20 protein-coding genes are annotated in these 23,659 nt (G+C 66.6%); 12 read left to right on the plus strand and 8 right to left on the minus strand.

Annotated elements, in window-relative coordinates; genetic code table 11:
* Positions 1 to 100: 100 nt before the first annotated feature.
* Together NL126_RS18530 and ppc are read right to left on the minus strand one after the other, a co-directional pair.
* On the minus strand, positions 101 to 559 hold the full coding sequence (locus tag NL126_RS18530) for a universal stress protein (RefSeq protein ID WP_255196369.1): 459 nt from the start codon (positions 557 to 559) through the stop codon (positions 101 to 103).
* A 62-nt stretch (positions 560 to 621) separates the two neighbouring features.
* Positions 622 to 3,318 (minus strand): phosphoenolpyruvate carboxylase, encoded by a 2,697-nt coding sequence (ppc, locus tag NL126_RS18535; RefSeq protein ID WP_255196370.1) that lies wholly within the window; start codon positions 3,316 to 3,318, stop codon positions 622 to 624.
* A 147-nt stretch (positions 3,319 to 3,465) separates the two neighbouring features.
* On the opposite strand from ppc, the gene NL126_RS18540 reads away from it, so the two are divergent.
* The 3 genes from NL126_RS18540 to NL126_RS18550 all read left to right on the plus strand — a co-directional run bounded on the left by NL126_RS18540 (position 3,466) and on the right by NL126_RS18550 (position 6,445).
* Positions 3,466 to 4,878: a class II fumarate hydratase gene (locus NL126_RS18540; protein WP_255196371.1), complete on the plus strand. Its 1,413-nt coding sequence runs from the start codon at positions 3,466 to 3,468 to the stop codon at positions 4,876 to 4,878.
* 173 nt (positions 4,879 to 5,051) lie between these two features.
* Positions 5,052 to 5,525, plus strand: coding sequence for a DUF4395 domain-containing protein (locus tag NL126_RS18545; RefSeq protein ID WP_255196372.1), 474 nt, complete (start codon positions 5,052 to 5,054; stop codon positions 5,523 to 5,525).
* 257 nt (positions 5,526 to 5,782) lie between these two features.
* A complete protein-coding gene (locus NL126_RS18550) occupies positions 5,783 to 6,445 on the plus strand; it encodes an O-methyltransferase (protein WP_255196373.1) in 663 nt (220 codons plus the stop codon).
* On the opposite strand, the gene NL126_RS18555 is transcribed toward NL126_RS18550, so the two are convergent.
* Positions 6,430 to 7,194 carry a DUF6517 family protein gene (locus tag NL126_RS18555; RefSeq protein ID WP_255196374.1) on the minus strand — a complete coding sequence of 255 codons (765 nt, stop codon included), beginning with the start codon at positions 7,192 to 7,194 and terminating at the stop codon, positions 6,430 to 6,432. The two genes, NL126_RS18550 and NL126_RS18555, sit on opposite strands and share 16 nt — an antisense overlap.
* Before the next feature lie 201 nt (positions 7,195 to 7,395).
* Here NL126_RS18555 and NL126_RS18560 point away from each other — a divergent pair, with 201 nt between their 5' ends.
* The 4 genes from NL126_RS18560 to NL126_RS18575 all read left to right on the plus strand — a co-directional run bounded on the left by NL126_RS18560 (position 7,396) and on the right by NL126_RS18575 (position 11,706).
* Positions 7,396 to 9,048 (plus strand): long-chain fatty acid--CoA ligase, encoded by a 1,653-nt coding sequence (locus NL126_RS18560; protein ID WP_255196375.1) that lies wholly within the window; start codon positions 7,396 to 7,398, stop codon positions 9,046 to 9,048.
* Between the two features lie 111 nt (positions 9,049 to 9,159).
* Entirely contained in the window at positions 9,160 to 9,993 is an 834-nt protein-coding gene (locus NL126_RS18565; RefSeq protein ID WP_255198869.1) for a ZIP family metal transporter, read from the plus strand.
* 40 nt (positions 9,994 to 10,033) lie between these two features.
* The gene (locus NL126_RS18570; protein ID WP_255196376.1) at positions 10,034 to 10,879 is read left to right on the plus strand and encodes a DUF7537 family lipoprotein; all 846 of its coding nucleotides are present in this window, start codon (positions 10,034 to 10,036) and stop codon (positions 10,877 to 10,879) included.
* A gap of 35 nt (positions 10,880 to 10,914) precedes the next feature.
* Positions 10,915 to 11,706 (plus strand): N-acyl homoserine lactonase family protein, encoded by a 792-nt coding sequence (locus NL126_RS18575; protein ID WP_255196377.1) that lies wholly within the window; start codon positions 10,915 to 10,917, stop codon positions 11,704 to 11,706.
* Positions 11,707 to 11,710: 4 nt separating this feature from the next.
* Here NL126_RS18575 and NL126_RS18580 read toward each other — a convergent pair whose 3' ends face one another.
* The 4 genes from NL126_RS18580 to NL126_RS18595 form a co-directional block, all read right to left on the minus strand.
* Complete coding sequence (locus NL126_RS18580; RefSeq protein WP_255196378.1) at positions 11,711 to 12,322, minus strand: DUF7504 family protein; 612 nt, start codon at positions 12,320 to 12,322, stop codon at positions 11,711 to 11,713.
* Positions 12,323 to 12,405: 83 nt separating this feature from the next.
* The gene (locus NL126_RS18585) at positions 12,406 to 14,928 is read right to left on the minus strand and encodes an efflux RND transporter permease subunit (protein WP_255196379.1); all 2,523 of its coding nucleotides are present in this window, start codon (positions 14,926 to 14,928) and stop codon (positions 12,406 to 12,408) included.
* Positions 14,929 to 16,893, minus strand: a complete 1,965-nt coding sequence (locus NL126_RS18590; RefSeq protein WP_255196380.1) for a COG1361 S-layer family protein — start codon at positions 16,891 to 16,893, stop codon at positions 14,929 to 14,931. It abuts the gene before it with no gap.
* 109 nt (positions 16,894 to 17,002) lie between these two features.
* The gene (locus NL126_RS18595) at positions 17,003 to 17,722 is read right to left on the minus strand and encodes a DICT sensory domain-containing protein (protein ID WP_255196381.1); all 720 of its coding nucleotides are present in this window, start codon (positions 17,720 to 17,722) and stop codon (positions 17,003 to 17,005) included.
* A 241-nt stretch (positions 17,723 to 17,963) separates the two neighbouring features.
* Here NL126_RS18595 and NL126_RS18600 point away from each other — a divergent pair, with 241 nt between their 5' ends.
* The 5 genes from NL126_RS18600 (at position 17,964) to NL126_RS18620 (ending at position 22,726) form a co-directional block, all read left to right on the plus strand.
* Positions 17,964 to 19,865: a 2-oxoacid:acceptor oxidoreductase subunit alpha gene (locus NL126_RS18600; RefSeq protein WP_255196382.1), complete on the plus strand. Its 1,902-nt coding sequence runs from the start codon at positions 17,964 to 17,966 to the stop codon at positions 19,863 to 19,865.
* A 3-nt stretch (positions 19,866 to 19,868) separates the two neighbouring features.
* Positions 19,869 to 20,804, plus strand: coding sequence for a thiamine pyrophosphate-dependent enzyme (locus NL126_RS18605; protein WP_255196383.1), 936 nt, complete (start codon positions 19,869 to 19,871; stop codon positions 20,802 to 20,804).
* Positions 20,805 to 20,863: 59 nt separating this feature from the next.
* Complete coding sequence (gene lrpA1, locus NL126_RS18610) at positions 20,864 to 21,292, plus strand: HTH-type transcriptional regulator LrpA1 (RefSeq protein ID WP_255196384.1); 429 nt, start codon at positions 20,864 to 20,866, stop codon at positions 21,290 to 21,292.
* A gap of 156 nt (positions 21,293 to 21,448) precedes the next feature.
* Positions 21,449 to 21,982, plus strand: coding sequence for a ferritin (locus NL126_RS18615; RefSeq protein ID WP_255196385.1), 534 nt, complete (start codon positions 21,449 to 21,451; stop codon positions 21,980 to 21,982).
* A gap of 243 nt (positions 21,983 to 22,225) precedes the next feature.
* Entirely contained in the window at positions 22,226 to 22,726 is a 501-nt protein-coding gene (locus NL126_RS18620) for an SRPBCC family protein (RefSeq protein WP_255196386.1), read from the plus strand.
* On the opposite strand, the gene NL126_RS18625 is transcribed toward NL126_RS18620, so the two are convergent.
* Complete coding sequence (locus NL126_RS18625; protein WP_255196387.1) at positions 22,723 to 23,583, minus strand: DMT family transporter; 861 nt, start codon at positions 23,581 to 23,583, stop codon at positions 22,723 to 22,725. The two genes, NL126_RS18620 and NL126_RS18625, sit on opposite strands and share 4 nt — an antisense overlap.
* Between the last annotated feature and the right edge of the window lie 76 nt (positions 23,584 to 23,659).

Raw genomic sequence — 23,659 nt, forward strand, 5'->3', positions numbered from 1 at the left:
GACGCCAGCGGGTCGGCGAGTTCGGTCCATCGCGTCTCACGGCTCGCTCCGCTCGCCGTTCGACTGCTTGTTGTTGGTGGGCTCGCTCCGCTCGGCCACCCTACTCCGCCCGGACGAACGTGACCGGACACGGCGCGTTGAGCATGACCTCCTGTGCCGTCGAGCCGAAGACCGCCTTCCCGGTCGGCGAGCGCTTGCGGCCGCCGACGAGCACGAGGTCGGCCTCCAGTTCCTCCGCGAGTTCGACGATGGCCTTCCCTTTGCCGTCCTCGTCTCCGATCTTCCCGTGCCACGTGAAGTCGACGTCGGCATCCGAGAGCGCGTCACCGAGCTCGCGGATGGTGACGTGGCGTTTCGCGACTACGTCCGGCGTCACCTCGGCGTCCTTGTCGAACTCCAGTTTCCGCCGGAGGTCGTCGTACGAGTCCTTCGTGAACACGTGCGCGAGTTTCACGGTCGCCCCGGCGGGGCCGGCGATGTCGATGGCGGTTCGTGCGAGCGGCGCGATGCGGTCTTCGTCCCCCTCTCCAACGGCGACGAGTACGGTTTCGAGACTCATAACCGGCAATACTCGCCCACCCTATTTAAATCTTCAAGATTTACTCATCTTGTAGTAAAAACTTATCCCGTATTCTTCATCCCGGCGGCGATGCCCTTCACCGTGAGCCGGAGCGTCCGGACCTCGTCGTCGCTCAGGTTCGCCCGGTCGAGCAGTTTCATCTGCAGGTGGTTGAGCGGGTCGACGTACGGGTTCCGGCGTTCGAGGTTCTCCTCCAGCCAGTCGCGGCGCAGGAGGCGGTCGGACTCCGTGATCGAGAGCACGAGGTCGCGGGCTCGTTCGTACTCCTCGGTGAGTCGCGGGAAGATGCGCTCGCGGAGGTCGGGTTCCGCGAGGTCCGCGTAGCCGGCGGCGATGTCGAGATCGGTGCGGGCGAGCGACAGCGCCGCGTTGTCGAGCATCGTGCGGAAGAACGGCCACTCGGCGTACATCTCGCGCAGGGTGGCGAGGTCACCTCCCTCGTCGAGGTAGGCGTCGAGTCCCGAGGCCAGCGAGTACCAGCCGGGGATGATACACCGTGCCTGGGTCCACGAGAACACCCACGGAATCGCCCGGAGGTCCTCGACGGACCGCTCGCCGCTACGGGAGGCCGGTCGGGAGCCGAGGTTGAGGTCCTCGATGACCGTGATGGGCGTCGCCTGCTCGAAGTAGGCGACGAACCCGTCGGTTTCGAGGAGGTCTCGGTAAGCGGTCCGGGCGGCGGGTGCGGCCGTCTCCATCGCCGCCCGCCAGTCGTCAGGGATGGTCGTGTCCGCCGTCGTCATCGCCCGGTAGCGCGCACGAAGCTGCGCGTTGAGCATCTGTTCGAGGTTCCGCTCGGCGATGCGGGGGTTGGCGTACTTCTCCGCGATGGCCTCCCCCTGCTCGGTGAACTTGACCTGCCCGGTCACGGTCTCCGCGGGGAGCGCGAGCAGTGCGTCGTTCATCGGTCCCCCACCCCGGGAGATAGAGCCACCACGACCGTGGAACAGTCGGAGGTCGACGCCGAAGTCGTCACAGATGGTCGCGAGTCGCTTCTGGTTGCGGTAGAGCGACCACTGCGCCGCGAGATAGCCGTTCTCCTTGTTCGAGTCCGAGTAGCCCAGCATGATCTCCTGGGTCCCGTTCCGAGCTTCGACCGCCGCCGCGTACGCCTCGTTCTCGAACAGCGTCCCCATGATGCGGCGAGCCCCCGAGAGGGCGTACTCGGTTTCGAGGAGGGGCACGACGTCGAGCCCACAGTAGCCGGGGAGGTCAGCCACGTCGGCCTGGTCGGCGAGGAACAGCACCTCCAGGACGTGCGACGGCTCCTCGCACATCGAGATGCAGTAGGTGTCGATGGCGTCGACACCGTACTCGCGTTGCCACTCGGCGGTCGAGTCGAACAGGTCGAGTACCTTCGTCGCCGTCTCGGAGAGCCCCTCGTGAGCCGCGATGTCGATGACCGGCTCGTCGTCGAGGACGGCCTCGGTCAGCAGGTCGACGCGCTCGGCTTCGTCGAGGGATTCGTAGTCGATTCCCTCACGGTCGAGCGCCTCGGTGACCGCCTGCGTGTGGTTCTGTTGGTGGTCGCGGAGATCGAGGCTGGCCAGCGAGAAGCCGAACGTCGATACCTGTCGGCGGATGGGGTCGACGTGTGCGTCCGCGACTGCCCCGGCCCGGTTCTCGCGGAGGTCCGCCGCGATAGCATCGAGGTCCGCGAGCAGCGCCGTGTGATCGCCGTAACCGCCCGGCCGGACGCTGTCGACGCGCGCGACCCGTTCGCGCATCAGCTTCAGCAGTTGCCGGTAGGGTTCGTTCGGGTAGCGCTGTTCGGCCTCGTCGGCGACTGCGGGCAGCGCCTCGCCGTGGACACGCAGGCGCTCGTCCACTTCCTCACCCACATCGACGCGAGTGGCGTCCTGGCTCAGCACACCCGAGAGGCGCTTCAGCGCCTGGCGGTACTTCGAAAGAACGACCGACCGTTGGCGGTCGAGCGTCTCCGCCGTTATCTCGGGGGTGACGTGGGGGTTGCCGTCGCGGTCGCTGCCGGCCCACGACCGGAACTCGAACAGTTTGGGGACGTCGACATCGCCGTACGCCTCGCCGAGTTCGGCCTCGAGTTCGTCGTAGACGGCACCCACGACATCGAACAGCGTGTTCTCGAGGTACCACTGGACGTTGAGCGCCTCGTCGGTCACCTCGGGGCGGCGATCGCGGAGCTGTGGCGTCTGCCAGAGGCTCGTCACCTCGGATTCGAGCCGGCGTTCGACCTGCGCGGTCTCGTCGTCGGTGAGCCGGCGCTCGTCGAGCGTCTCGATGTGGTCCGCCACGGACCGGAGTTTCGCCTTCACGGTCTTCCGACGGGCCTCGGTCGGGTGCGCGGTGAACGTGGGCTCGATGAGCACGTCGTTGAGGACGGCTTCGACCTGGGCGGCGTCGGCGTCCGCCTCGACCAGTGACTCGACGGCTGCGGCGATGCTGTCAGCGATCGTGCCGGCCTGCTTGCCCTCCCGGACCGACCGGACGCGCTCGCGCTCTTCGGCGAGGTTGACGAGTTCGAAGTAGGTGGTGAACGCTCGGGCCACCGCCCCCTCGAGCTCGGTCGAGATGTCCGCGAGTTCGGCGTCGAGCGTCCCCCGTGCACCCCCGCGTCGGTCCTCGATGGCTGCCTGCCGAACGCTCTCGACGGTTTCGAACGCCTCGTCGGTCGACTGCTCGGCGACCACGTCACCGAGCAGCGCGCCGAGCTCCCGGACGTCCTGTTCGACGTCCCTGTTGTGCAACGGCGTGTCACTCATACTCGTACGAGAGTGCCAGGCATCCTAAGTATTTACTACTCGTGTTCGAGTAAATTTTGAGAACTCGGAAAACCGAGACGGACGAGGGCTCCGGCCGCCTCTGCACGTTTCGGTGGCTTTTACCTCGGACCCATCCAGCCTCCGAGTATGAGCGACGACGGCGACTACCGCACGGAGCAGGACAGCCTCGGAGAGATGCAGGTTCCCGCCGACGCCTACTGGGGCGCACAGACCCAGCGGGCCATCCAGAACTTCCCCATCTCCGGTATCACCTTCTCGCGACGGTTCGTTCGCGCGCTTGGCGTCGTGAAGAAGGCCGCCGCCCAGGCGAACAACGACCTCGGACTCCTCGACGACGAACAGGCCGACGCCATCGTGCAGGCCGCCGACGAGGTCATCGCCGGCGAGCACGACGACCACTTCCCCGTCGACGTGTTCCAGACCGGCTCGGGCACCTCGTCGAACATGAACGCCAACGAGGTCATCGCGAACCGCGCCGCCGAGATTCTCGGGAAGGAGATCGGCGACCGCGTCGTCCACCCGAACGACCACGTCAACTACGGCCAGTCGTCGAACGACGTCATCCCGACCGCGATGCACGTCGCCTCGCTCGAGGCCGTCGAGAAGGACGTGATTCCGGCCCTCGAGACGCTCGCCGAGGCGCTCGCCGATAAGGAGGAGGAGTTCGACGACGTCGTGAAGACGGGCCGGACGCACCTCCAGGACGCGACGCCCGTCCGACTGGGCCAGGAGTTCGGTGGCTACCGCGCGCAGGTCGAGAAGGGTATCAAGCGCGTGGCATCCACCCGCGCCCACCTCTCGGAACTGGCACTCGGTGGGACCGCGGTCGGCACCGGGCTCAACACCCACCCCGAGTTCCCGGCGAAGGCGGCCGAGTACATCTCACAGGAGACGGGCCTCGGCTTCCGCGAGGCCGACAACCACTTCGAGGCGCAGGCGGCCCACGACGCGATGGGCGAGGCGCACGGCGCGCTCCGCACCGTCGCCGGGAGCCTGAACAAGATCGCCAACGACCTCCGACTCCTCGCGTCCGGCCCGCGTAACGGTCTCGGCGAAATCGACCAGCCCGAGAACCAGCCCGGCTCCTCAATCATGCCCGGGAAGATCAACCCGGTCGTCGCGGAGGCCGTCAACCAGGTCCATAAGCAGGTCGTCGGCAACGACGCGGCGGTCGCCGCCGGCGCGGCCGAAGGCCAGATCGACCTCAACCTCTACAAGCCCGTCCTCGCACACAACTTCCTCGAGTCCGCCCACCTGCTCACGAACGCCAGCGAGGTGTTCGCCGAGCGGTTCGTCGCGAAGCTGGAGGCCGACCGCGAGACCTGCGAGCGGCAGGTCGAACAGTCGATGGCGCTCGCCACGGCGCTCAACCCCACCATCGGCTACGACAAGGCCTCGAAGGTGGCGAAGCAGGCGCTCGCGGAGGACAAGACCGTCCGCGAAGTCGTCATCGACGAGGGCTACCTCACCGAGGACGAGGCCGACGAGGTGCTCGACCCCCGGAAGATGACCGAGCGCGGCATCCTCGGCGACGACTGAGGTGGTCGCCGCAGGGACACCCGGCAACCACTGACGGGTTCGCCACACACCCCGTGAGCAACTGGACGGTAGTCCCGGCGCTTGTTGCTCGTACCTACGACAATCTGTCGCAGGTGTGTGCGACACCTGCCGAAACGGGCAGGCGAAAAGGGAGGTGGTCCCTTCCACGTGGTATGGCAACGGAATCGGTCGGAACGACCGACACGTCAGGGTCGACCCCCTCGATAGCGATGGTCGACCCACGGGCACCTCGGTTCGGGCAGAGCATCACGGCCCTCGGGATGGTCGCGTTCGTGGCGACGAGGAATCCGGCACCGCTGTTCGCGGTCGCCGCCATACTCGTGACGAGCGTCCTCACGAACTGGCGCGTAGACGTCTACGGCCTCCTCTGGAAGCACGTGATGATACCCCTCGTGGGCGCACCCGAAGAGAAGGAACCGGCCTCCCCACACCGCTTCGCGAAGCTGATGGGCGCGGGCTTCACCGCCATCGCGAGCCTGCTGTGGCTCGCTGGCTTCGGCCTCGGCGCGATCCTCGTCGCCGCGATGGTCGGCCTGCTGGCGTTCGTCGCTGCCGCCCTCGACATCTGTGTCGGCTGCCGGATGTACAGTCAGGTGAAGTTCTTCCGCGACCTCGGCGTCGTCTAGCGCCTCTCGGTTTTCGACCTCCCTCGCGTTATTCTGTGACCCGCTGTCGGATGTGACGTCTGCCACACACCACTCACCGGCCAGTACGCCGAAGGTTCAAGTACCGAAACGCGACCACCGACCCCGTGACGTAGGGAGTCACGTGAACGGAACTTGGGAGTAGTGTGGTCCACCCGTTCACGCACGCGGAGGACCACCTGTTCGCCCCACATCTCACACGCCTGTCCACTTTTGCCGATGGCGAGTGACCTGGGAGTATGCACGACATCCCCCACGAGAAGGTCGCCCGGCTCGCGCGTGGGCTCACCGAGACCGACGCGGTTATCGACGAGATGGACGCGAAGGCCGACGCCGAGGGGTTCCCGACGGTCGGCCCCGAGGTCGGCGGCTGGCTCCGACTGCTCGCGCGCATGGTCGACGCCGAGCGCGTCTTCGAGTTCGGCTCGGGGTTCGGCTACTCGGCGTACTGGTTCGCGCCCGCGGTGCCCGCAGACGGCGAACTCGTCGTGACCGAGGTCGACGCGGACGAACTCGACGAGGCACGCGAGTTCCTCGACCGTGGCGGCTACGCGGACCGCTGCCGGTTCGAACTCGGCGACGCGATCGAAACCGTCGAACGGTACGACGGCCCGTTCGACGTGGTACTCATCGACAACGAGAAGCATCGCTACCCGGAGGCGTTCGAGGCCGTCCGTGAGAAGGTCGCACCTGGCGGCGTCGTGGTCGCGGACAACGCCATCACCGCAGGACCGCTGGACTTCGATGGAATCCTCGCTGGCGTCGAGGGGCGAGCGTACGAGATGGATGCCGACACGCGAGGTGTCGCCGACCTGCTGGTGACGATGCGTGACGACCCGGCGTTCCAGACGGCGCTGCTCCCACTCGGAGAGGGAGTCGCCGTCGCCTACCGGACGGACTGAACCAGCCCGAGCGTCTCCGCGCGGTACATGTCCGGCGCCAGCCCGAGGTCGATGTCGATGGTCGCGTCGATGGCCGAGCTCAGTTCGACCTCGACGGTGTCAGCGTAGTTCTCGCGGGCGAACACACTACCCGCCACGAGCGTCGACTCCGGGCCGTCGTCGTACCAGACGGCGAGCAGCCCGGTGACGTCGAGCGGTTCGGCGGGGAGCGTGACCGTCTCGCCGCCCGCCACGTCGAAGCTGAAGTCGTCCAGCGGGAGCGTCGCACAGTACTCCACGAGATCGGCCTCCGCGCCCGAGTCGACAGTCAGTGTCGTCTCCTCGACCACTTCGATGTCGATCAGCCCACGCTCCTCCAGCCGGCTTCGGAAGTCCTCGCGAGCGTACGACTCGGTCTCCGAGAGGACGCTGTCTCGGCCCACGCCGAGCGGCAGGTTGTCCAGCGGTGGGGAGAACTCGATGCGCGTCGCGAAGAACACGCTCAGCTCTCGGCCGACCGCTCCGAGCGTCTGCTCCGTAATCGCCTCCCGGAGTTTGGCGTCCTCGAACTGCAGCGTGTGCCCGCTCGCGGTCGTCCCGGCGAACGACTCGGTGAACGTCTCCGCGTCGATTCGCTCCCAGCCGCCCGCCGACAGTCGCTCCTCCGAGACGGTCGGTGGATCGACCGACGCGCTGGCCTGTCCGAAACAGCCGGCCAGCGACGCGAGCCCGACTGCAGCCGTCGTGCCGACGAACCTGCGTCTGTTCATACCGGTCGGGAGGGGAGAGGGTGATATGTGCTTGCTGGCCGACGTGATAGACGATACCACTCGGTGTGGCGTGGGTCCAGTTCCGCCTGCAGCGAGCGTGTCACGACCTGTCGCTCAGTAAAGTATGAGCCGGTCTATGCCGGCGTTGACAGGAAAGTCGTAGCAAGAATCAAGGGCCGGCGGTCCGGAGTTCCCGACGCTATGCCCGGAGGACACAGTCAGACGCTTCGACCCTTCCTGTGGCGCGCGGAGACCCTGTATCCGGACCAGGAAATCGTCTCGCGCAACCACGACGGAATGCAGCGGTACACGTACAGCGAGTACGCCGACCGGACCGCCCAGCTCGCGAACGCCCTCGACGAGTACGGCATCGAGGAAGGTGACCGGGTCGCGACGTTCTGTTGGAACCACAGCCGGCACTTCGAGACGTACTTCGCCATCCCGACCATCGGTGCCCAGCTCCACACCATCAACCCGCTCCTTCCCGACGAGCACATCCAGTACATCGTCGACAACGCCGACGATCAGCTCGTGTTCGTCGACCAGTCGCTCGCACCGAAGCTGGCGAGCGCTGCAGAGGGGGCAGAAGAGTTCGAAGGCGTCGACTTCGTTGTCATGGGCGCCGAGGAGTCTGACGCGCTCGACGCGACCCCGTACGAGGAGTTCATCGACGGGCACCCGACCGAGTACGACTGGCCCGAGGTGGACGAAGAGCAGCCCGCAGGGATGTGTTACACCTCCGGCACCACGGGCCGCCCGAAGGGCGTCGAGTACACGAACAAGATGCTGTGGAGCCACACGATGGCGACGCTTACCCCGCAGGGCATCCCGATGGCCGACGACGACGTCATCATGCCCGTCGTGCCGATGTTCCACGTCAACGCCTGGGGGATGCCCTTCACAGCGACGGCCGCCGGCGCCAAACACGTCTATCCGGGCCCCCAGCCCGACCCCGAGGACATCGCGAACCTCATCCAGAACGAGGGCGTCACCGTCACCGCCGGCGTCCCGACGGTGTGGCTGGGCCTGATGGACTACTGCAAGAACAACGACGTCGACCTCTCGACGCTCGACACGGTCATCGTCGGCGGCTCCGCCGCGCCGCAGTCGATGATTCGGTGGTTCGACGACCGCGGCGTCGAGGTGCTCCACGCCTGGGGGATGACCGAGATGTCGCCCATCGGCTCCGTCTCGCACCTGAAGGCCGACCTCGAGGACGCCGACTACGACACCCAGCTCGACAAGCGGGCGAAACAGGGCATCATGGTCCCCGGGCTGGAGTTCAAGGTCATCAACGAGGAGGGCGAGCAGATCACCCACGACGGCGAGGAGTTCGGCGAACTGTACGTCCGTGGGCCGTGGGTCACCAAGGAGTACTTCAAGCGGCCCGACGCCAACGAGGAGGACTTCGAGGACGGCTGGCTGAAGACGGGCGACGTCGTCACGGTCGACCCCGACGGCTACCTGAAGATCGTCGACCGCGCGAAGGACGTCATCAAGTCCGGCGGTGAGTGGATTTCGAGCGTCGAGCTGGAGAACGCCATCATGGCGCACGACGGGGTGAGCGAGGCGACCGTCATTGGTGTCCCCCACGAGAAGTGGCAGGAGCGACCCGTGGCGTTCGTCGTCCCCGTCGAAGGCGCTGACCGCGAGTCGATGGTCGACGAGATATACGACATGCTCCGCGAGGATTACCCCAAGTGGTGGCTCCCGGACGACATCGAGTTCATCGAGGAGGTGCCGAAGACCGCCACGGGCAAGTTCTCGAAGAAGGACCTGCGCGAGCAGTACAGCGACCACTCGCTCGTCGAGGGGAACGTCCCCGAGGACGCCGCGCCCGACTCCGACGACTGACCACCCTGGCGCACTTCTTTCGCTGCTGACCCACAAGACCGGATAGTTGAAACACCGTCGCGCAGAACGCCGAATACAGATGCGACGCGACGGAGGAGGATCGGAGTGGTAGTGGATGGCGTCGCGAACGTGTTCGCGGGACTGTTCGGTTCCAACACGGTCCTGAACGGACTCCTCGGCGGGCTGTTCATCGCAGGGCTCAACCTCCTCGGCGCGTCACTCGTGTTCGTCTGGCGCGACCCCTCGGAGCGTGCACTCAATGGGGCCCTCGGCTTCGCCGCGGGGGTGATGCTCGCCGCAGCGTTCACGAGCCTCATCATCCCCGGCATCGAGACCTACTCGAACGGCAATCCCGTTCCCGTGCTCGTGGGCGTCACGCTCGGCGTGCTGTTGCTCGACCGGTCGGACCTGCTCGTTCCCCACGCACACTACCTGCTGTCGGGAAGTCGCCGGGCAGACGCGGCGAACCCGAGCGAGGACCTCCCCATCGACGACGAGAAGCTCGCTGGCGTGGTGCTGTTCATCCTCGCCATCACGCTGCACAACATGCCGGAGGGGCTCACGGTGGGCGTCGGGTTCGGGAGCGGCGACCTCGGGACGGCCATCCCGTTGATGCTCGCCATCGGTATCCAGAACGTCCCCGAGGGGCTCGCCGTCTCGGTCGCGGCCATCAACGCCGGTCTCGACCGCCGGACCTACGCCGTCTTCGCCGGGATTCGGTCGGGCGTCGTCGAGATTCCGCTCGCGCTCATCGGCGCATACGCGGTCACGACGGTCGAGGCGCTGCTCCCGTACGCGATGGGCTTTGCGGCAGGCGCGATGCTGTTCGTCATCAGCGACGAGATCGTCCCCGAGACCCACACGGGGGGATACGAGCGGATCGCCACGCTCGGGACGATGGCGGGCGTCATCGTGATGCTGTACCTCGACATCTCGCTCGGGTAGCCGGGGGAAATTTCAGTGTCCCGGCCCGACATCCACCGACGTGTCCCGCCGTGCCCTCCTCGTCGTGGCGCTCCTCGTCGGTCTTGCCGGCTGCAGCGGCACGCCGGTCACCGAAGATACGGCGACCCCCACCGCCGTCGCAACGCCTGCCCCGGTTCCGACCGAATCGCTCCCCGAGAACCGCATCGCACCCGGCGTCTCTCCGCAGCGAATCGTCGACGCCGAACGACTCGCAGCGGCCCACAAGTCGGCACTGACAGACCGCTCGTACACCCGGACGAGCGGGACGACTTACCGGTTCGCGAACGGGACGCTGCTGGCCCGGACGACGTTCACCCGTTCTGTCGACCGTGCGGCTGACCGACAGTTGCTCGTCCGTGGGCGTACCGGGGCGCCGTTCAGGACGTACCAGTACGCCGAGTGGGCGAACGGCACGCTCGTCCTCGAGCGGATCGTCCGCAACGAGACCGTCCGATACGAACGACGGGCACGAAGTGAACTGACCATCGCTGAGCCCGGCGGCGGTGTGGCCGCCTTCCTCGCCGAGCAGGACCCTCGTGTCGCCGGCAAGCGGACGGTGAACGGGACCGTCGAGTACGTGCTCGTCGCCCGGAACGTCACCCGTGTTCCCGTCCTCGAGCATATCGGGGCGAACCGGACCACCCCCATCCGACTCGTGGCGGCCGTGACGCCTGAGGGGCTCGTTCGGTCCATCCGCCTCAGCGCCGAGGGGACCTACCGTGGAGAGCCCGTCCGTGCTGTGAACCGCTATCGCATCCGTAGTGTCGGGGAGACGCACGTCGGCCGGCCGCCGTGGCTCGACGCGGCGCTGAACGCGACGCGCGAGCCACCGACGGGGAACGCGACGGCCACGACCGCCGGCTAGCCAAGCGTTATTCACCTCGGCTACCTATCAGCGGTATGGCAGACGTGGACGTTCACCTGTTCGACCGTGGTCGCATCGAAGCCGACGTGAACTTCGTGCTCGACGGCTCGACGGTCGCCACCGCGTCGAATCCGAACCCCGACCTCCGCTACGAGGAGTTCCTCGTCTGGAACCTCGTCATCGACCACCCCGAGGGAACCGTCCTCTGGGACACGGGTTCGCATCCCGACGCCGGCGACGGCTACTGGCCCGCCCCCCTCTACGAGGCGTTCGCGCACGTCGACGCCGCTGACCACGACCTCGCCGACGACCTCGGCGCGGCGGGATACGGCATCGAGGACATCGACGCGGTGGTGATGAGCCACCTGCATCTCGACCACGCTGGCGGACTGTACCACTTCGCGGGGACCGACACCCCCATCTACGTCCACGAGCGCGAGATCGAGTTCGCCTACCGCTCGGGGAAGACCGACACCGGGAGCGTCGCGTACTTCCCGCCCGACTTCGACCGCGAACTGAACTGGGAGGTGGTGTCGGGCGACCACCAGCTGTACGAGGATTTCCGACTGCTGCATCTCCCCGGACACACGCCCGGGCTCCTGGGAGCGCAACTCGACCGTGGTGACGACACCCTGCTCGTCGTCGGTGACGAGGCCTACTGGCAGGAGAACTATCAGGGGCACTCGATGGCCGCGTCGCTGCTCTGGGACAACCAGGCGTGGCGGGCGTCGCTCGACCGGCTTCACCAGCTCGAACGCGAACACGACGCCGACGTGCTCCTCGGACACGACATGGCGATGCTCGACCAGTTCGGGGACGGCTGGTAGGGGTTTACCGCGATACCCCGCCCGGCGAGATGCCGTCGATTCCGCGGATCCTGACCTGCGAGGGTTCGATGTCGACGCGGCCGTCGAACAGTTGCTGGAACGTGCTGACGGTCTGTCGGTCGTGACAGCCGTCTTCGATGAGGAAGACGCCGACACCGTTCACCCGGCGTAACTGCGCCGTGAGAACAGCCAGAAACCGGAACACGGATGCCTCGCCGGAGTACGCCAGCAACGTCGAGACAGAGTCGAGTGTGACGAGCGGGCGCGGGGCCGCGTTCTCGAGAAACGAGGAGGCGGGGATGCCGATGCCGGTGAGGTCGGCAGGTGAGCCGACGGATTTGCCCCGTGGGGGCGTCCGGACGGAGGCTGGCGAACAGTCGATGATAGCGGCGGTTCTCGTGACGCTGTCGTCGAGGCGAGCGTAGCCACGGGTTGCGGCGATGTGGAGGGTGTCGCGGGCGGCGGCGTCTGCACGCGAGTGGAGGCGTTCGAGGAACTGGACCTTGCCGGCCATCGGTGCCCCGACGCCGAGAAACGCCCGGCCACCCTGCTCGATGAGCGTGGTGTGGACGTCGGAGAGGGTGCGGTCACGGTCACTCGTATCGACAGACGTCATCACTTAGCTTCGACCTACACGAGAGACTCCCGTATAAAAACCGTTCTGACAAACCCATCGAATCGGCGCTCGGATCGTGGTGGTCAGTCCGCCGTCGATGCCTCGCCGTCCGCCGGTGGTCCAGTAGCGGGGTCGGCCGCACTCGGGTCGCCACCCCGTCCCTCGGTGAACCGCGCCCAGACCGCCAGCGCCGACGGGAGGACGACCAGCGAGGCGATAAAGGAGTAGATGACCGACAGGCCCGTCAGGGTGCCGAACTGTCCGATGGCCGGGAACACCGACAGCACGAGCGTGCCGATGCCGAACACCGTCGTGAGCATCGACCCGGCGAGGGCGCCCCCCGTCCCCCGAACAGTGCGGTCGAGCGCCTCGTACAGCGGGCGCTCGTGGTACTCGTCGGCGAAGCGGTGGGTGACGTGGACCGAGTAGTCGATTCCGAGCCCGATGGTGATGGCGAGGATGGTCGCCGTGAACGCGTTGAAGGAGATGCCGAAGTAACGCATCGACCCCGCGATGAACGCGACCGTGACCACGATGGGGAAGAGGTTCGCCAGCCCCAGCAGGGGTTCACCCTCGATGACCCAGTAGATGAACACGAGGAAGACGGCGGTCCCGCCGAGCGCCGCGACGAGCGAGAGCAGCGCCGACTGGAGGATGAGGTCCGAGATGGCCTTGAACACGACGACCGAGCCCGTCGCTGTGGCTTCGAACCGGAAGCGGTCGGCGACCGTGCGGCCGTCGGTCGTGATTTCGGCCTGTGAGGCGCTCGCCTCGACGGTGTAGACGACCTGCGCGCTCCGGCGGTCCTCGGTCATGTACCGGAGCGCCTGGCCGCGGGCGGGCGAGTCGAGCAGGTAGTCGTACACCTCGCCGAGGTTGTCGTCTGGAATGCCGTTGTCGTTCCGGTCGTTGCGGGCGACGAGCCGGCGGAACTCGGGGTCTTGCTGCTGGTAATCACGGATGACCGTGACGATGCTCGTCGACTCGGCGTGCCCGTCGCTCTCGACGAACGACGAGGGGGGGTCCTCACCGGCGCGATAGATCGCCTCCAGTGCGTAGTCCCTAGTCAGCGGTCCCTCCACGAACACGATGACTGTATCGCCCTGCGTCGACTCGAACTTCGCTTCGAGGAAGTTCGTCACCTCCGTCACGGTGTAGTCGGAGGGGGCGAACGGCTCGGGGAGCGCGTTCAGGTACGCGGGGTTGTCCTCGGGCGGGAGGAAGTCCTCGTTCGAGAACGACGTGTCGACGCCCGTCGCGTAGAACGCCATCCCGCCCGAGGCCACGAGCATGAGCAACAAGAACGGCACGGCGAACCGGCGGGCGAGCGGCACGCCACCGGAGAGTAGTGCACCCAGTCGCGAGCCCTCCGAGCCGAGCGGCTTCGTCGAGAACGTCGGAATCGGGTAGCGGCGGCGGAGGCGTTCGAGTTCGACCTTCGAGGCCGGCAAGAACACCCCGAACACCAGCGAGGTGAACACGATACCGATGGCCGCGACGATGCCGAAGTCCCGGATCGGCGGGAGGTCGGAGAGGAGGTTGGAGCCGAACCCGATGACGGTCGTGCCGGTGACGATGCCGAACGCGACGAGCAACTGATCGGTCGTCTTCGTCATCGCGGGCTCGATGTCGAGTCCCCGTTCGGTCTCCTCGCGATAGCGATTGACGGCGTGGATGCCGAAGTCGATGCCGACCGCCAACAACAGCGGTGGCACCGCGATGAGGATCTGGTTGAACGGGATGCCGGCGAGCCCCATGAACCCGAACGTCCAGATGATGGTCATCGCGAGCGCGATGACGCCGAGCAGGAGGTCCGCGAGGTCGCGGTAGGAGATGATCAGGAAGATGAGGATGAAGATGACCGCCGCGGGGATGACGATGATGAGCGAGTCGACGATGACGTTCCCGAACTCGGCGGAGATGATGCCGGAGCCGAACACGCGGATGTCACCCGCGCCATCGACGCTGGCGACGACATTCTGCATCTGGATCTGAAGGGGGGTGAGGGGGCTCGAGCCACCCTGTCCCGACCCCGAGGAGATGCCCGAGGGCACCTCGTGGCTGACGACGCCGATGGTCGCTGACGCGCAGGCACACTCGCGGTTGAAGTCCTGCGAGAGCAGGCCAGCGAACCGCGGGTTCCGCTCGGCTGCCGTGCGAACGGCCTGGTCGATCTCGGCGTCCGTCGCCCCCTCGACGGCGCGAATCTGTGCTTCGGGCGTCCGGGCCGTGGGGTCGAGCGTGGTCGCGACGATGGTCGCGGCGCTCGACGTCGAGGTGACGCGCAACGACGGACGATCTTCCGCCCGCTGTTGGACTTCGAGCATCCGCAACAGCGCAGGTTTCCCGAGCACGTTGTTGCCCGACTGGATGAGCTGTGTCGAGCCGCTGTCCGTCGAGAACGACGGAGAGAACTTCTCGGTGACCTCCTGGAACGCCCGTTCGGCCGGGATATCCTGTGAGAACCCGGCGGTCCCGGCGTCGGTCGTCACGCTCCCGAGCCCGATGCCGAACACCACCGTCAGCAGCAGGAACACGAGGATTACCTGCCGTGACCGTTCGACGATGTAGTAGTCGGCCCGGTCGATGAGCCGCTGGTAGTCCATCTACCGGAACCTGATGACGCCGCCGATGGCTACCAGCGCGAGCGCCGCGACGCCGAGACCGAGGCCGGCGCCGGCGAGCCCGCCGCCGTTGACGAACAGCAGCCCACCGCCCTCACTCGGCTCGACCGTGACGGGCAGCCGGTAGGAGTCGGAGAGCTTCGTGTCGCCGTCGGGTTCCGCGTACTGGAAGTCGACGGACACTGGGTACGTCTTCGGGGTCGCGGAGCCGGCGACCGAGACACCGAACTGGAGCGTCGTGGACTCGCCGGGTTCGAGCGAGTCGACGAACGCCTCGTCGTCGCTCACCGAGACGGGCGAGTCGGCGAACAGCTTCGCCGAGATGTCGGTGAGCGTCTCGTCGCCGGCGTTCGTCACCTCGAGGGTGAACTGGCCGCTGGAGCCAGCGGTGAACGCGCCATCCGTGACCTCGACGTCGAACACGTCACGCTGTGGCTGGATTTCGGCGCGGGCGTACAGCGGGTCGCTCGTCACCGTCGATCCGTCGTCACCCGCGTACTCGACGACCCAGCTGAACTGCCGGGGGCCGTCACGGGCCGCCGTCGACACGTCGAGGTCGAAGCTGAACTCGGTCGAGGCGTCGGGCGCGAGGTCGCCGAGCGCGTACTCGGTCTCGACGGCGTTGACGTTCTCGCCGGTCGGCTGGAGCACGAGGACCGCGTTCTCGACGTCGTCCGGTCCCTCGTTGACGAGCGTCCCCTCGATGCTGCCTTCCGCACCGACCCGGAGGTTCGGCTCGACGTCCGTCACGTCGAACGACTGCTCGTCGGCGGGAACGACCCCAAGCGTGATGGTTCGGGTGCTCGCGTCGCGGCCATCCGGACCGGTGTACGAGACGGTGGCGTCGACCGGGTACGAGCGCTGTTCGACGCCCGGCTGGAACGCGGCCTCGACGGAGACGGTCTTCGTCTCGCCGGGCTCCCACGTCCCGACGTACGTGCTCGCTGTGGGCGCGCCACCGAACGTGAGTGCGCCGTTGCTCGACGCCAGTTGCACGGTCGCGTCACGCAGCGTCCGGTCGCGGTTGTTGGTGAGTTCGACCGTCACCTCGCCGCTGTCACCGGGGGCGGCGGTCGCCGAGGTGCCGACGGCCGTGACGGTGCTCTCGGGGTTCGGGACGACACCCGCCTGCTGGCTGTCCGATGCGGGCTGGCCGCCGTCGGTCCACGAGACGGACGCCGAGAGCGGGAGGGCGCGGACGGTGGCGTCGCGAGCGACGCTCGCACCCACGGAGACGGTCTTCGTCTCGCCGGCCTCCCAGTCGCCGACGAACGTCTCGGCCGTGCCGGTGGGGCCGAACGAGAGGTCGCTGCTCGTTGAGGCGAGCGAGACGGTAGCGTCCTCGGCGGTCGCGTCGCCGTCGTTGCGGAGCGTGACCGCGACCTGCCCGCTCTCACCGACCGCGGCGTCGGTGTCGACCGAGACGACCTCGAAACGCGACGCCTCGGTGATCTCGATCTTCACGGAGAGTTCGAGGAAGTCCTGGTTCTCGAAGAACGCGCCGTTGTCGTTGATGGAGCTCGTGTACGAGTACTCGACGCGGACGGGAAGCCGGTAGGTGCCGGGCTTCGCGTTCTCGTCGACCGAGACCTGGAACGTCGCGGGGATCGAACCACGGGGCACCGAGCCGAGCGCGACCGTGCCGGTCTCGATGTCGACCGGGGCGTCGCCGCTCCGCATCTTCAGGGTGGTTCCCTGTGCGGTGGTGACCTCCTGGGTCAGCGCCGGGTTCTGCAGGGAGCCGAACTCCACGTCGCCGGAGTTGACGACCGAGACCTGCAGGGCGGTCGTCTCACCGGGCGTGAGTTCGTTGTTCGTGGCGTACAGCGAGAGGTCGGGTGCCCCCGAGACCCCTACACCGAGTGCCGCGGTCGGGACGACGAGAACCAAGACGAGTGCGGCGACCGCCAGTCGGCGGGCGACGCGCACCACGCGGTGCGAATCCATACCTCCTCCACGAAGGCCCACGTGATAAGGGCGTGTAAATTTCTGACTGGTTCATCAGGGTTTATTCGGATGCCGTCCACCGGTCCGAACTGCAGCGACGAAGACGGGACTACTGTTCGACCAGCCCGTACGCCTTCCCGAGGTAGTCGACGAGCCAGTCGACGGTGTCGGGGTCGTACGTCCAGAAGCCGTAGAACGCGCGGGATTCTCGCTCCTCGGCGAGCAGCGCGCACTTGTTGACGTCGACACCTCCACCGTCGTAGACGACGAACCACGAGCGGCGGATCTCGTCGGAGCGCTCGACGTGGATGGTCATGTCGGTGTCGTGGCGAGGCACGTCCGCGTCGGGCGCGGCGTACGCGTGGACGTCGAGCCCCTCCTTCTCGGCGAGGCGCTCGTACACGTCCATCTGCGGCGCGAGGATGGAGAGTTTCTGGAAGCCGGCGTGGAGTTCACCCTTCCCGAGCCGCCACGCCCGGTCCTCGATTTCGCGGGAGGCGGAGATCATCTGCTGGGTGTCGTAGGAGGTGAACAACGTCTCGTCGAGGTGGTCGAGGATGGGGCGGTAGGAGTCGGCGCTGAACCCGGGGTCCGCCTCGGCGTCGTCGACCAGTACCTCGGCGACGCTCGCGGCGGTGACGAACTCGTCGTCCTGCGAGAGGACCACGAACGCGGAGGGCTGGCCCGACGGGGTGGACTCACCGACGACGGTGAGGTTCCGATCCCCGAACTGGACCCGGAGCGTGTCGACGACCTCGGGGTCGGCGTTGAACACGCGGAGGGTCTTCTCGTGTGCTTCGACCCCCTCGATGAGTTCGGTGAGGGACATTCGGTTCAGTCTCGGAAACGCCATTATCACGTATATAACCAACGGCGACCTATCCGCCCATTGCCGTGTTCACGGGGGGTGAAGAACCATCAAAATCCCTCGACAACTCGCCCGTGAACGGCGATGTTTGTATCAATTAATATCCCTTCATCATGATTATTCCATGCGAACATCTCACAAACTCTTTTGGTCGGGGGCGAGCAATCTCTGGTAATGGCGTCCGGACGACGCCGGTGCTATCATGACACAGGACGAACTCATCTGGCGAGTCGCTGGCGGTTCCGGTGACGGGATCGACTCGACGAGCCAGAACTTCACGAAAGCCCTGATGCGAGCGGGCCTCCACGTGTTCACGCATCGCCACTATCCCTCCCGCATCCGCGGCGGCCACACGTACGTCGAGGTACGCGCCTCCGACGAGCCCGTCAAGTCACGCGGCGACGGCTACAACTTCCTCCTCTCGCTCGGTGACTCCTTCGCCCGGAACCCGAAGGAAGACGCCTACTACGGCAACGAGGAGGTAAAACCGCTGGTCGAGAACCTGGACGAACTCCGCGAGGGCGGCATCATCGTCTACGACGAGGGCCTCCTCGAGGAGGACGACCTCCCCGAGGACTTCGAGGAGCGCGTCGAGGCGAACGACTGGCACGTCTACCCGCTCGACCTCCGCGGCATCGCCAAGGAACACGGTCGTGAGGTCATGCGCAACACCGCGGGTGTCGGCGCGACCGCCGCGCTCATCGGGATGGAGCTCTCGTACTTCGAGGAGCTGATGGAGGAGCGGATGCCCCAGGACATCTTCGAGCCGAACCTCGAGGTCCTGCGGGACGCCTACGAACAGGTCTCCGAGATGGACGACCACACGCACGACATCTCGGTGCCCACGGGCGAACACGAGGAAGAGCAGGTGCTCGTCTCGGGGTCGAACAGTATCACGTTCGGCGCACTCGACGAGGGCTGTCGGTTCATCGCCGGCTACCCCATGACGCCGTGGACCGAGGTGTTCACGCTGATGACCCAGCACCTCCAGGAGTTCGAAGGCGTCGCCGAACAGGTGGAAGACGAGATCGCCGCGGCGGCCCTCGCGCTGGGTGCCTCGCACGCCGGCGCGAAGGCGATGTCCGGCTCCTCCGGTGGCGGGTTCGCCCTCATGTCCGAGCCGCTCGGACTCGCCGAGATCACGGAGACACCCATCGTTCTCGTGGAGTCCACGCGGGCGGGCCCCTCGACGGGGATGCCGACGAAACCCGAACAGGGCGACCTCGAACACGTCCTCTACACGAGTCAGGGTGACTCGAACCGGGTCGTGTTCGCCCCCGGCGACGCTGCCGAGGCGTACGACCAGACCCGCATGGCGTTCGAGTTGGCGTACGACTACCACATCCCGGCCATCGTCATGTACGACCAGAAGCTCTCGGGCGAGCTCCGGAACGTTCCGGCGGCGTTCTTCGACCGCGAGCCGACGGAGGGGATGAGCGCGACGCTCACCGAGGACGAACTCGCGGAGGCAGCCCACCACGCCTCCGGGACGTTCCAGCGCTACCTCCACGACCAGGCGGACGGCGTCTCGCCGCGTTCCCTCCCGGGGATGAAGGGCGGTCGGTTCCTCGCGTCGGGGAACGAACACACCCCGGAGGGCCACATCTCGGAGAGCCCGACGAACCGCATTGCCCAGATGGACCGTCGGATGCGCAAGCTCGACTCCATCCGCGCGAAACTCGACGACCGCGAGGAGAGCCACCAGACGCTCTACGCGCCTGATGGCGAGGACACGACCTACGGCATCATGACGTACGGGAGCCAGCAGGGCACCGTCGAGGAGGCCACCGACCGGCTCGTCGAGGCCGGCCACAGCGTGAAGGCGCTCGGCGTCTCCGACCTGATGCCGTTCCCCGAGCAGGAGGTCACCGAGTTCCTCGAGAGCGTCGACCAGTGTCTGGTCGTCGAGATGAACGCGACCGGGCAGTTCAAGGGGCTCGTTCAGCGTGAACTCGGCCGCTTCGGCCCGAAGATGTCGAGTCTCCTCAAGTACAACGGCAACCCCTTCGAGCCCGCCGAGATCGTCGACGGGTTCGAATCCGCGGTGAACGGCAACGAGTACGAACGTACGACCGCGCGGCTCCAGCCCGCGGCAGGTGATTAGACCATGAGTGCATTTTCAGCCATCGGTGAAGACAGAGAGGTCGACCAGAACGAGTTCACACCCGAGATCGAACCGCAGGCGACGTGGTGTCCGGGCTGTGGTGACTTCGGCGTCCTGAAGGCGCTGAAGGGCGCCGCTGCCGAACTCGGCCTGAACCCCGAGGAGATCCTCCTCGTCACGGGTATCGGGTGCTCGGGGAAGCTGTCGTCGTACTTCGACGCATACGGCTTCCACTCGATTCACGGCCGGTCGCTTCCGGTCGCGCGTGCCGCCAAACTCGCCAACCCCGAGCTGACCGTCATCGCGGCGGGCGGCGACGGTGACGGCTACGGCATCGGCGGCAACCACTTCATGCACACCGCCCGGGAGAACCACGACATGACCTACATCGTGTTCAACAACGAGATCTTCGGGCTGACGAAGGGGCAGACCTCGCCCACCAGTCCGATGGGTCACAAGTCGAAGACCCAGCCGCAGGGGTCGGCGAAGGCCCCCCTGCGCCCGCTCTCGCTGTCGCTCGCGACCGGGTCGTCGTACATCGCCCGGACCGCCGCCGTGAACCCGAACCAGGCGAAGGAGATCCTCGTCGAGGCCATCCAGCACGACGGCTTCTCGCACGTCGACTTCCTCACGCAGTGCCCGACGTGGAACAAGGACGCGAAGCAGTACGTCCCGTACATCGACATCCAGCAGAACGATGAGTACGACTTCGACATCACCGACCGCAACGAGGCGTCGGAGGCGATGTACGAGACCGAGTCGGCGCTGTGGGAGGGGAAGGTGCTCACCGGCCGCTACTACCACGACGAGAGCCGCCACTCGTACCACGAGGAGAAGATCGCGCAGGGGTCGATGCCCGAGAAGCCCGTCGCCGAGCAGTACTTCGACGAAGACTACGAACCCAAACGCTCGTACGACCTGCTCGACCCGCACAAGTAGCCGACAAGGACGTTTTCTCCTTCGGAAGGTATTTTTTCCGCGACGCCAAATCAACCTCCATGAGCGCGGACTCGACCGAGGACCGCATCCTCGACGTACTGGAGGAGGACGCGCAGGCGTCCTACGCCGAGATCGCCGACAGGGCGGGCGTCTCGAAGCCCACGGTCCGCAAGTACATCGACAAACTCGAATCGGAGGGCGTCATCGTCGGCTACTCCGCCGACGTCGACCCCAAGAAACTCACCTCGCGCTCGATCGCTCTGGTCGGCATCGAGGTCGCCAGCGAACGCTACGTCGAGGCCACCCGCGCGCTGAAGGAACTGGCGGCCATCGAGTCGCTGTTCACCTCCTCCGGTGACCACATGCTCATGGCCGAAGTCCGAGCGCCCGATGGTGACGCCGTCGGGGAGGTCATCGCCGAGGAGATTCTCACCATCGAGGGCGTCGAAGCCGCACACCCGAGTTTCCTGCAGGAGCGCCTGAAATAACACACTTCTTGCGCGACGAGGCTCGCGGACGTTGTGGTACCTGCCACTCGTGGCATCGCCGACGGTGGAGACAGGAGTGTACCGCCAAAACGAGTCAGCACACTTGCGTCCAGCCGTGACCCAACGGTTATGCGTCTGGTTGGTGATTCGTAAGCCATGCTGAAAGAACCACTCGAGTCCGCGCTGAACGACCAGATCAACGCAGAGCTCCGCGCGGAGTATCTCTACCTCTCGATGGCGGCGTACTTCGAGGACGAGGGGCTCCCCGGGTTCGCGAGCTGGATGCGCGCGCAGGCCGATGAAGAGCACTCACACGCCATGCGCATCTACGACTACGTCCTCGACCGGGATGGACGGGTCCGACTCGACGGCATCGACGCGCCACAGACAGAATGGGAGACCCCGCAGGCCGCCTTCGAGGACGCGTACGACCACGAGGTGAAAGTCAGCGGCCTGATCGACGACCTCGTCGCGCTCGCTCGCGAGGAGAACGACAACGCCACCGAGAACATGCTCCAGTGGTTCGTCGCCGAGCAGGTCGAAGAGGAGGCCACCGCACAGGCCATCATCGACAAGCTCCGGCACGTCGGCGACGACGGCCCCGGGCTCCTGATGATCGACCAGGAACTCGGCGAACGCGGCGAGGCCTCCGGGAGTGGTGGTGACGAAGCGGCAATGCAGCCCGAGTAGTAGACTCGCCCCGAGCACCCGACTGCCCCGCTCTCAGACTCTATTGCACGCTCGGTTGGTGGCCGTGCGAACTCGCAGCGTCCGACAGCCAGGAGTGCGCCGGACATCTTCGATTCAGAGTTCTCGCGCGAGTCGTCTGCAGAGCGTACGTGAGCAGAAGAGAGTGGACCACCGACAATCACGTCGACGCCACCGACCGCCGCAACCACGACCGTTTTCCGACCCACGCCCCTACGCGCTGACATGCCAACCTACCACCGAGAGACGTGGGTCGACGCCCCGCTCGACGAGGTGTGGGCGTTCCACTCGCGTATCGAGGGGCTGACCGAGGTGACGCCGGCGTTCATGAACCTCCGCATCGAATCCGTGACCGGGCCGGACGGCGAAGACGACCCGGAGATTCTCGACGTGGGCACCCGCATCGAGATGAGCATGCGCCCGTTCGACGTAGGGCCGCGGCAGTCGTGGACCTCGGTCATCGTCGAACGCGAGGAGGGTGACGGGAAAGCGTTCTTCCGCGACGAGATGGAGGACGGACCGTTCCCGACGTGGGAGCACACCCACCGGTTCTACGCGGGCGACGGCGACGAGGAGGGGGAGACGCTCGTCTCGGACCGCATCGAGTACGAACTCCCGTTCGGCGAGCTGGGCGAGTTCGTCGCGCAGTTCGGCGACCTCGGCTTCGAGCCGATGTTCCGCGGGCGCCACCGGAAGACGAAACAGCTGCTGGAATCCCGCGACTAGCGCCGCTGGACGAGCAGAACCCCGGCGAGGACGAGCACGCCACCGGCGACCGTGGCCACGGTGAGTCTTTCGTCGAGGACGGCGACGCCGAGTGCGACCGTCACGACGGGTTCGAGCGTCGAGAGGATGCTCGTGCGCGAGGCACCGAGCCGTTCGAGCCCGGCAAAGAACGCGAAGATTGGGATGGCGGTCGCCAGCACGGCGATACCCGTCACGAGTCCCCACTCGTAGGCGTTCGCCGGGAGCGTCAGGGAGTCGGTCGTCGTCGTGACGACGAGGAACACCACTGCGGCGGCGGGCATCACGTGCGCCGAGAGCGTTCGCGGTCGCACGTCCCCGAGCGTCGTCCGCGAGACGGTGATGTAGCCCGCATAGAGCAGCGCGGCTGCGAGCATCACCGCGATACCACGCGGGTCGGCAGCCGCCGGGTCCGCCCCGGTGATGAGCGCGACCCCGCCGAGCGCGAGTACTAGGGCGAGGCCCGTGAGACGTGTCACAGACTCGTCGAGGACGAGCGCGGCGATGACGACGACGAACGCGGGGTAGGTGTAGAGGACGATGCCGACCAGCCCCGCGGTCATGTACTCCAGTCCAAGGAGGTACAGATACGAGATGGCGGCGTAGCCGAACGCCCCCAGCCCGAGGCCGACGGCGAGGTTACGGCCACGGAGCCGCGTGAGTTCGCCGCGGACACCCAGGACAGTCCACACGAGCAGGGTCGCGAGACCGAACCGAAAGAGGAGCACCGTCGGCCGCGAGAGACCAGCCGCGTCGGCGAGCGCACCGAGCGTCGCGAACGTACCGAACCCTGCCGCCGAGACGAACACCAGCAGAACGCCCACGTGCTCGTCGTCCATACTCGTGCAACCAGGTAGGGGGGCATGATAGTTCGGAAAGCGCCCGGGTACTAAGGCCGACGCTGGCGTACGTCGT

This window comes from Halorarius litoreus (genome assembly GCF_024362405.1).
In the GTDB taxonomy this organism is placed as follows: Archaea; Halobacteriota; Halobacteria; order Halobacteriales; family Haloarculaceae; genus Halorarius; species Halorarius litoreus.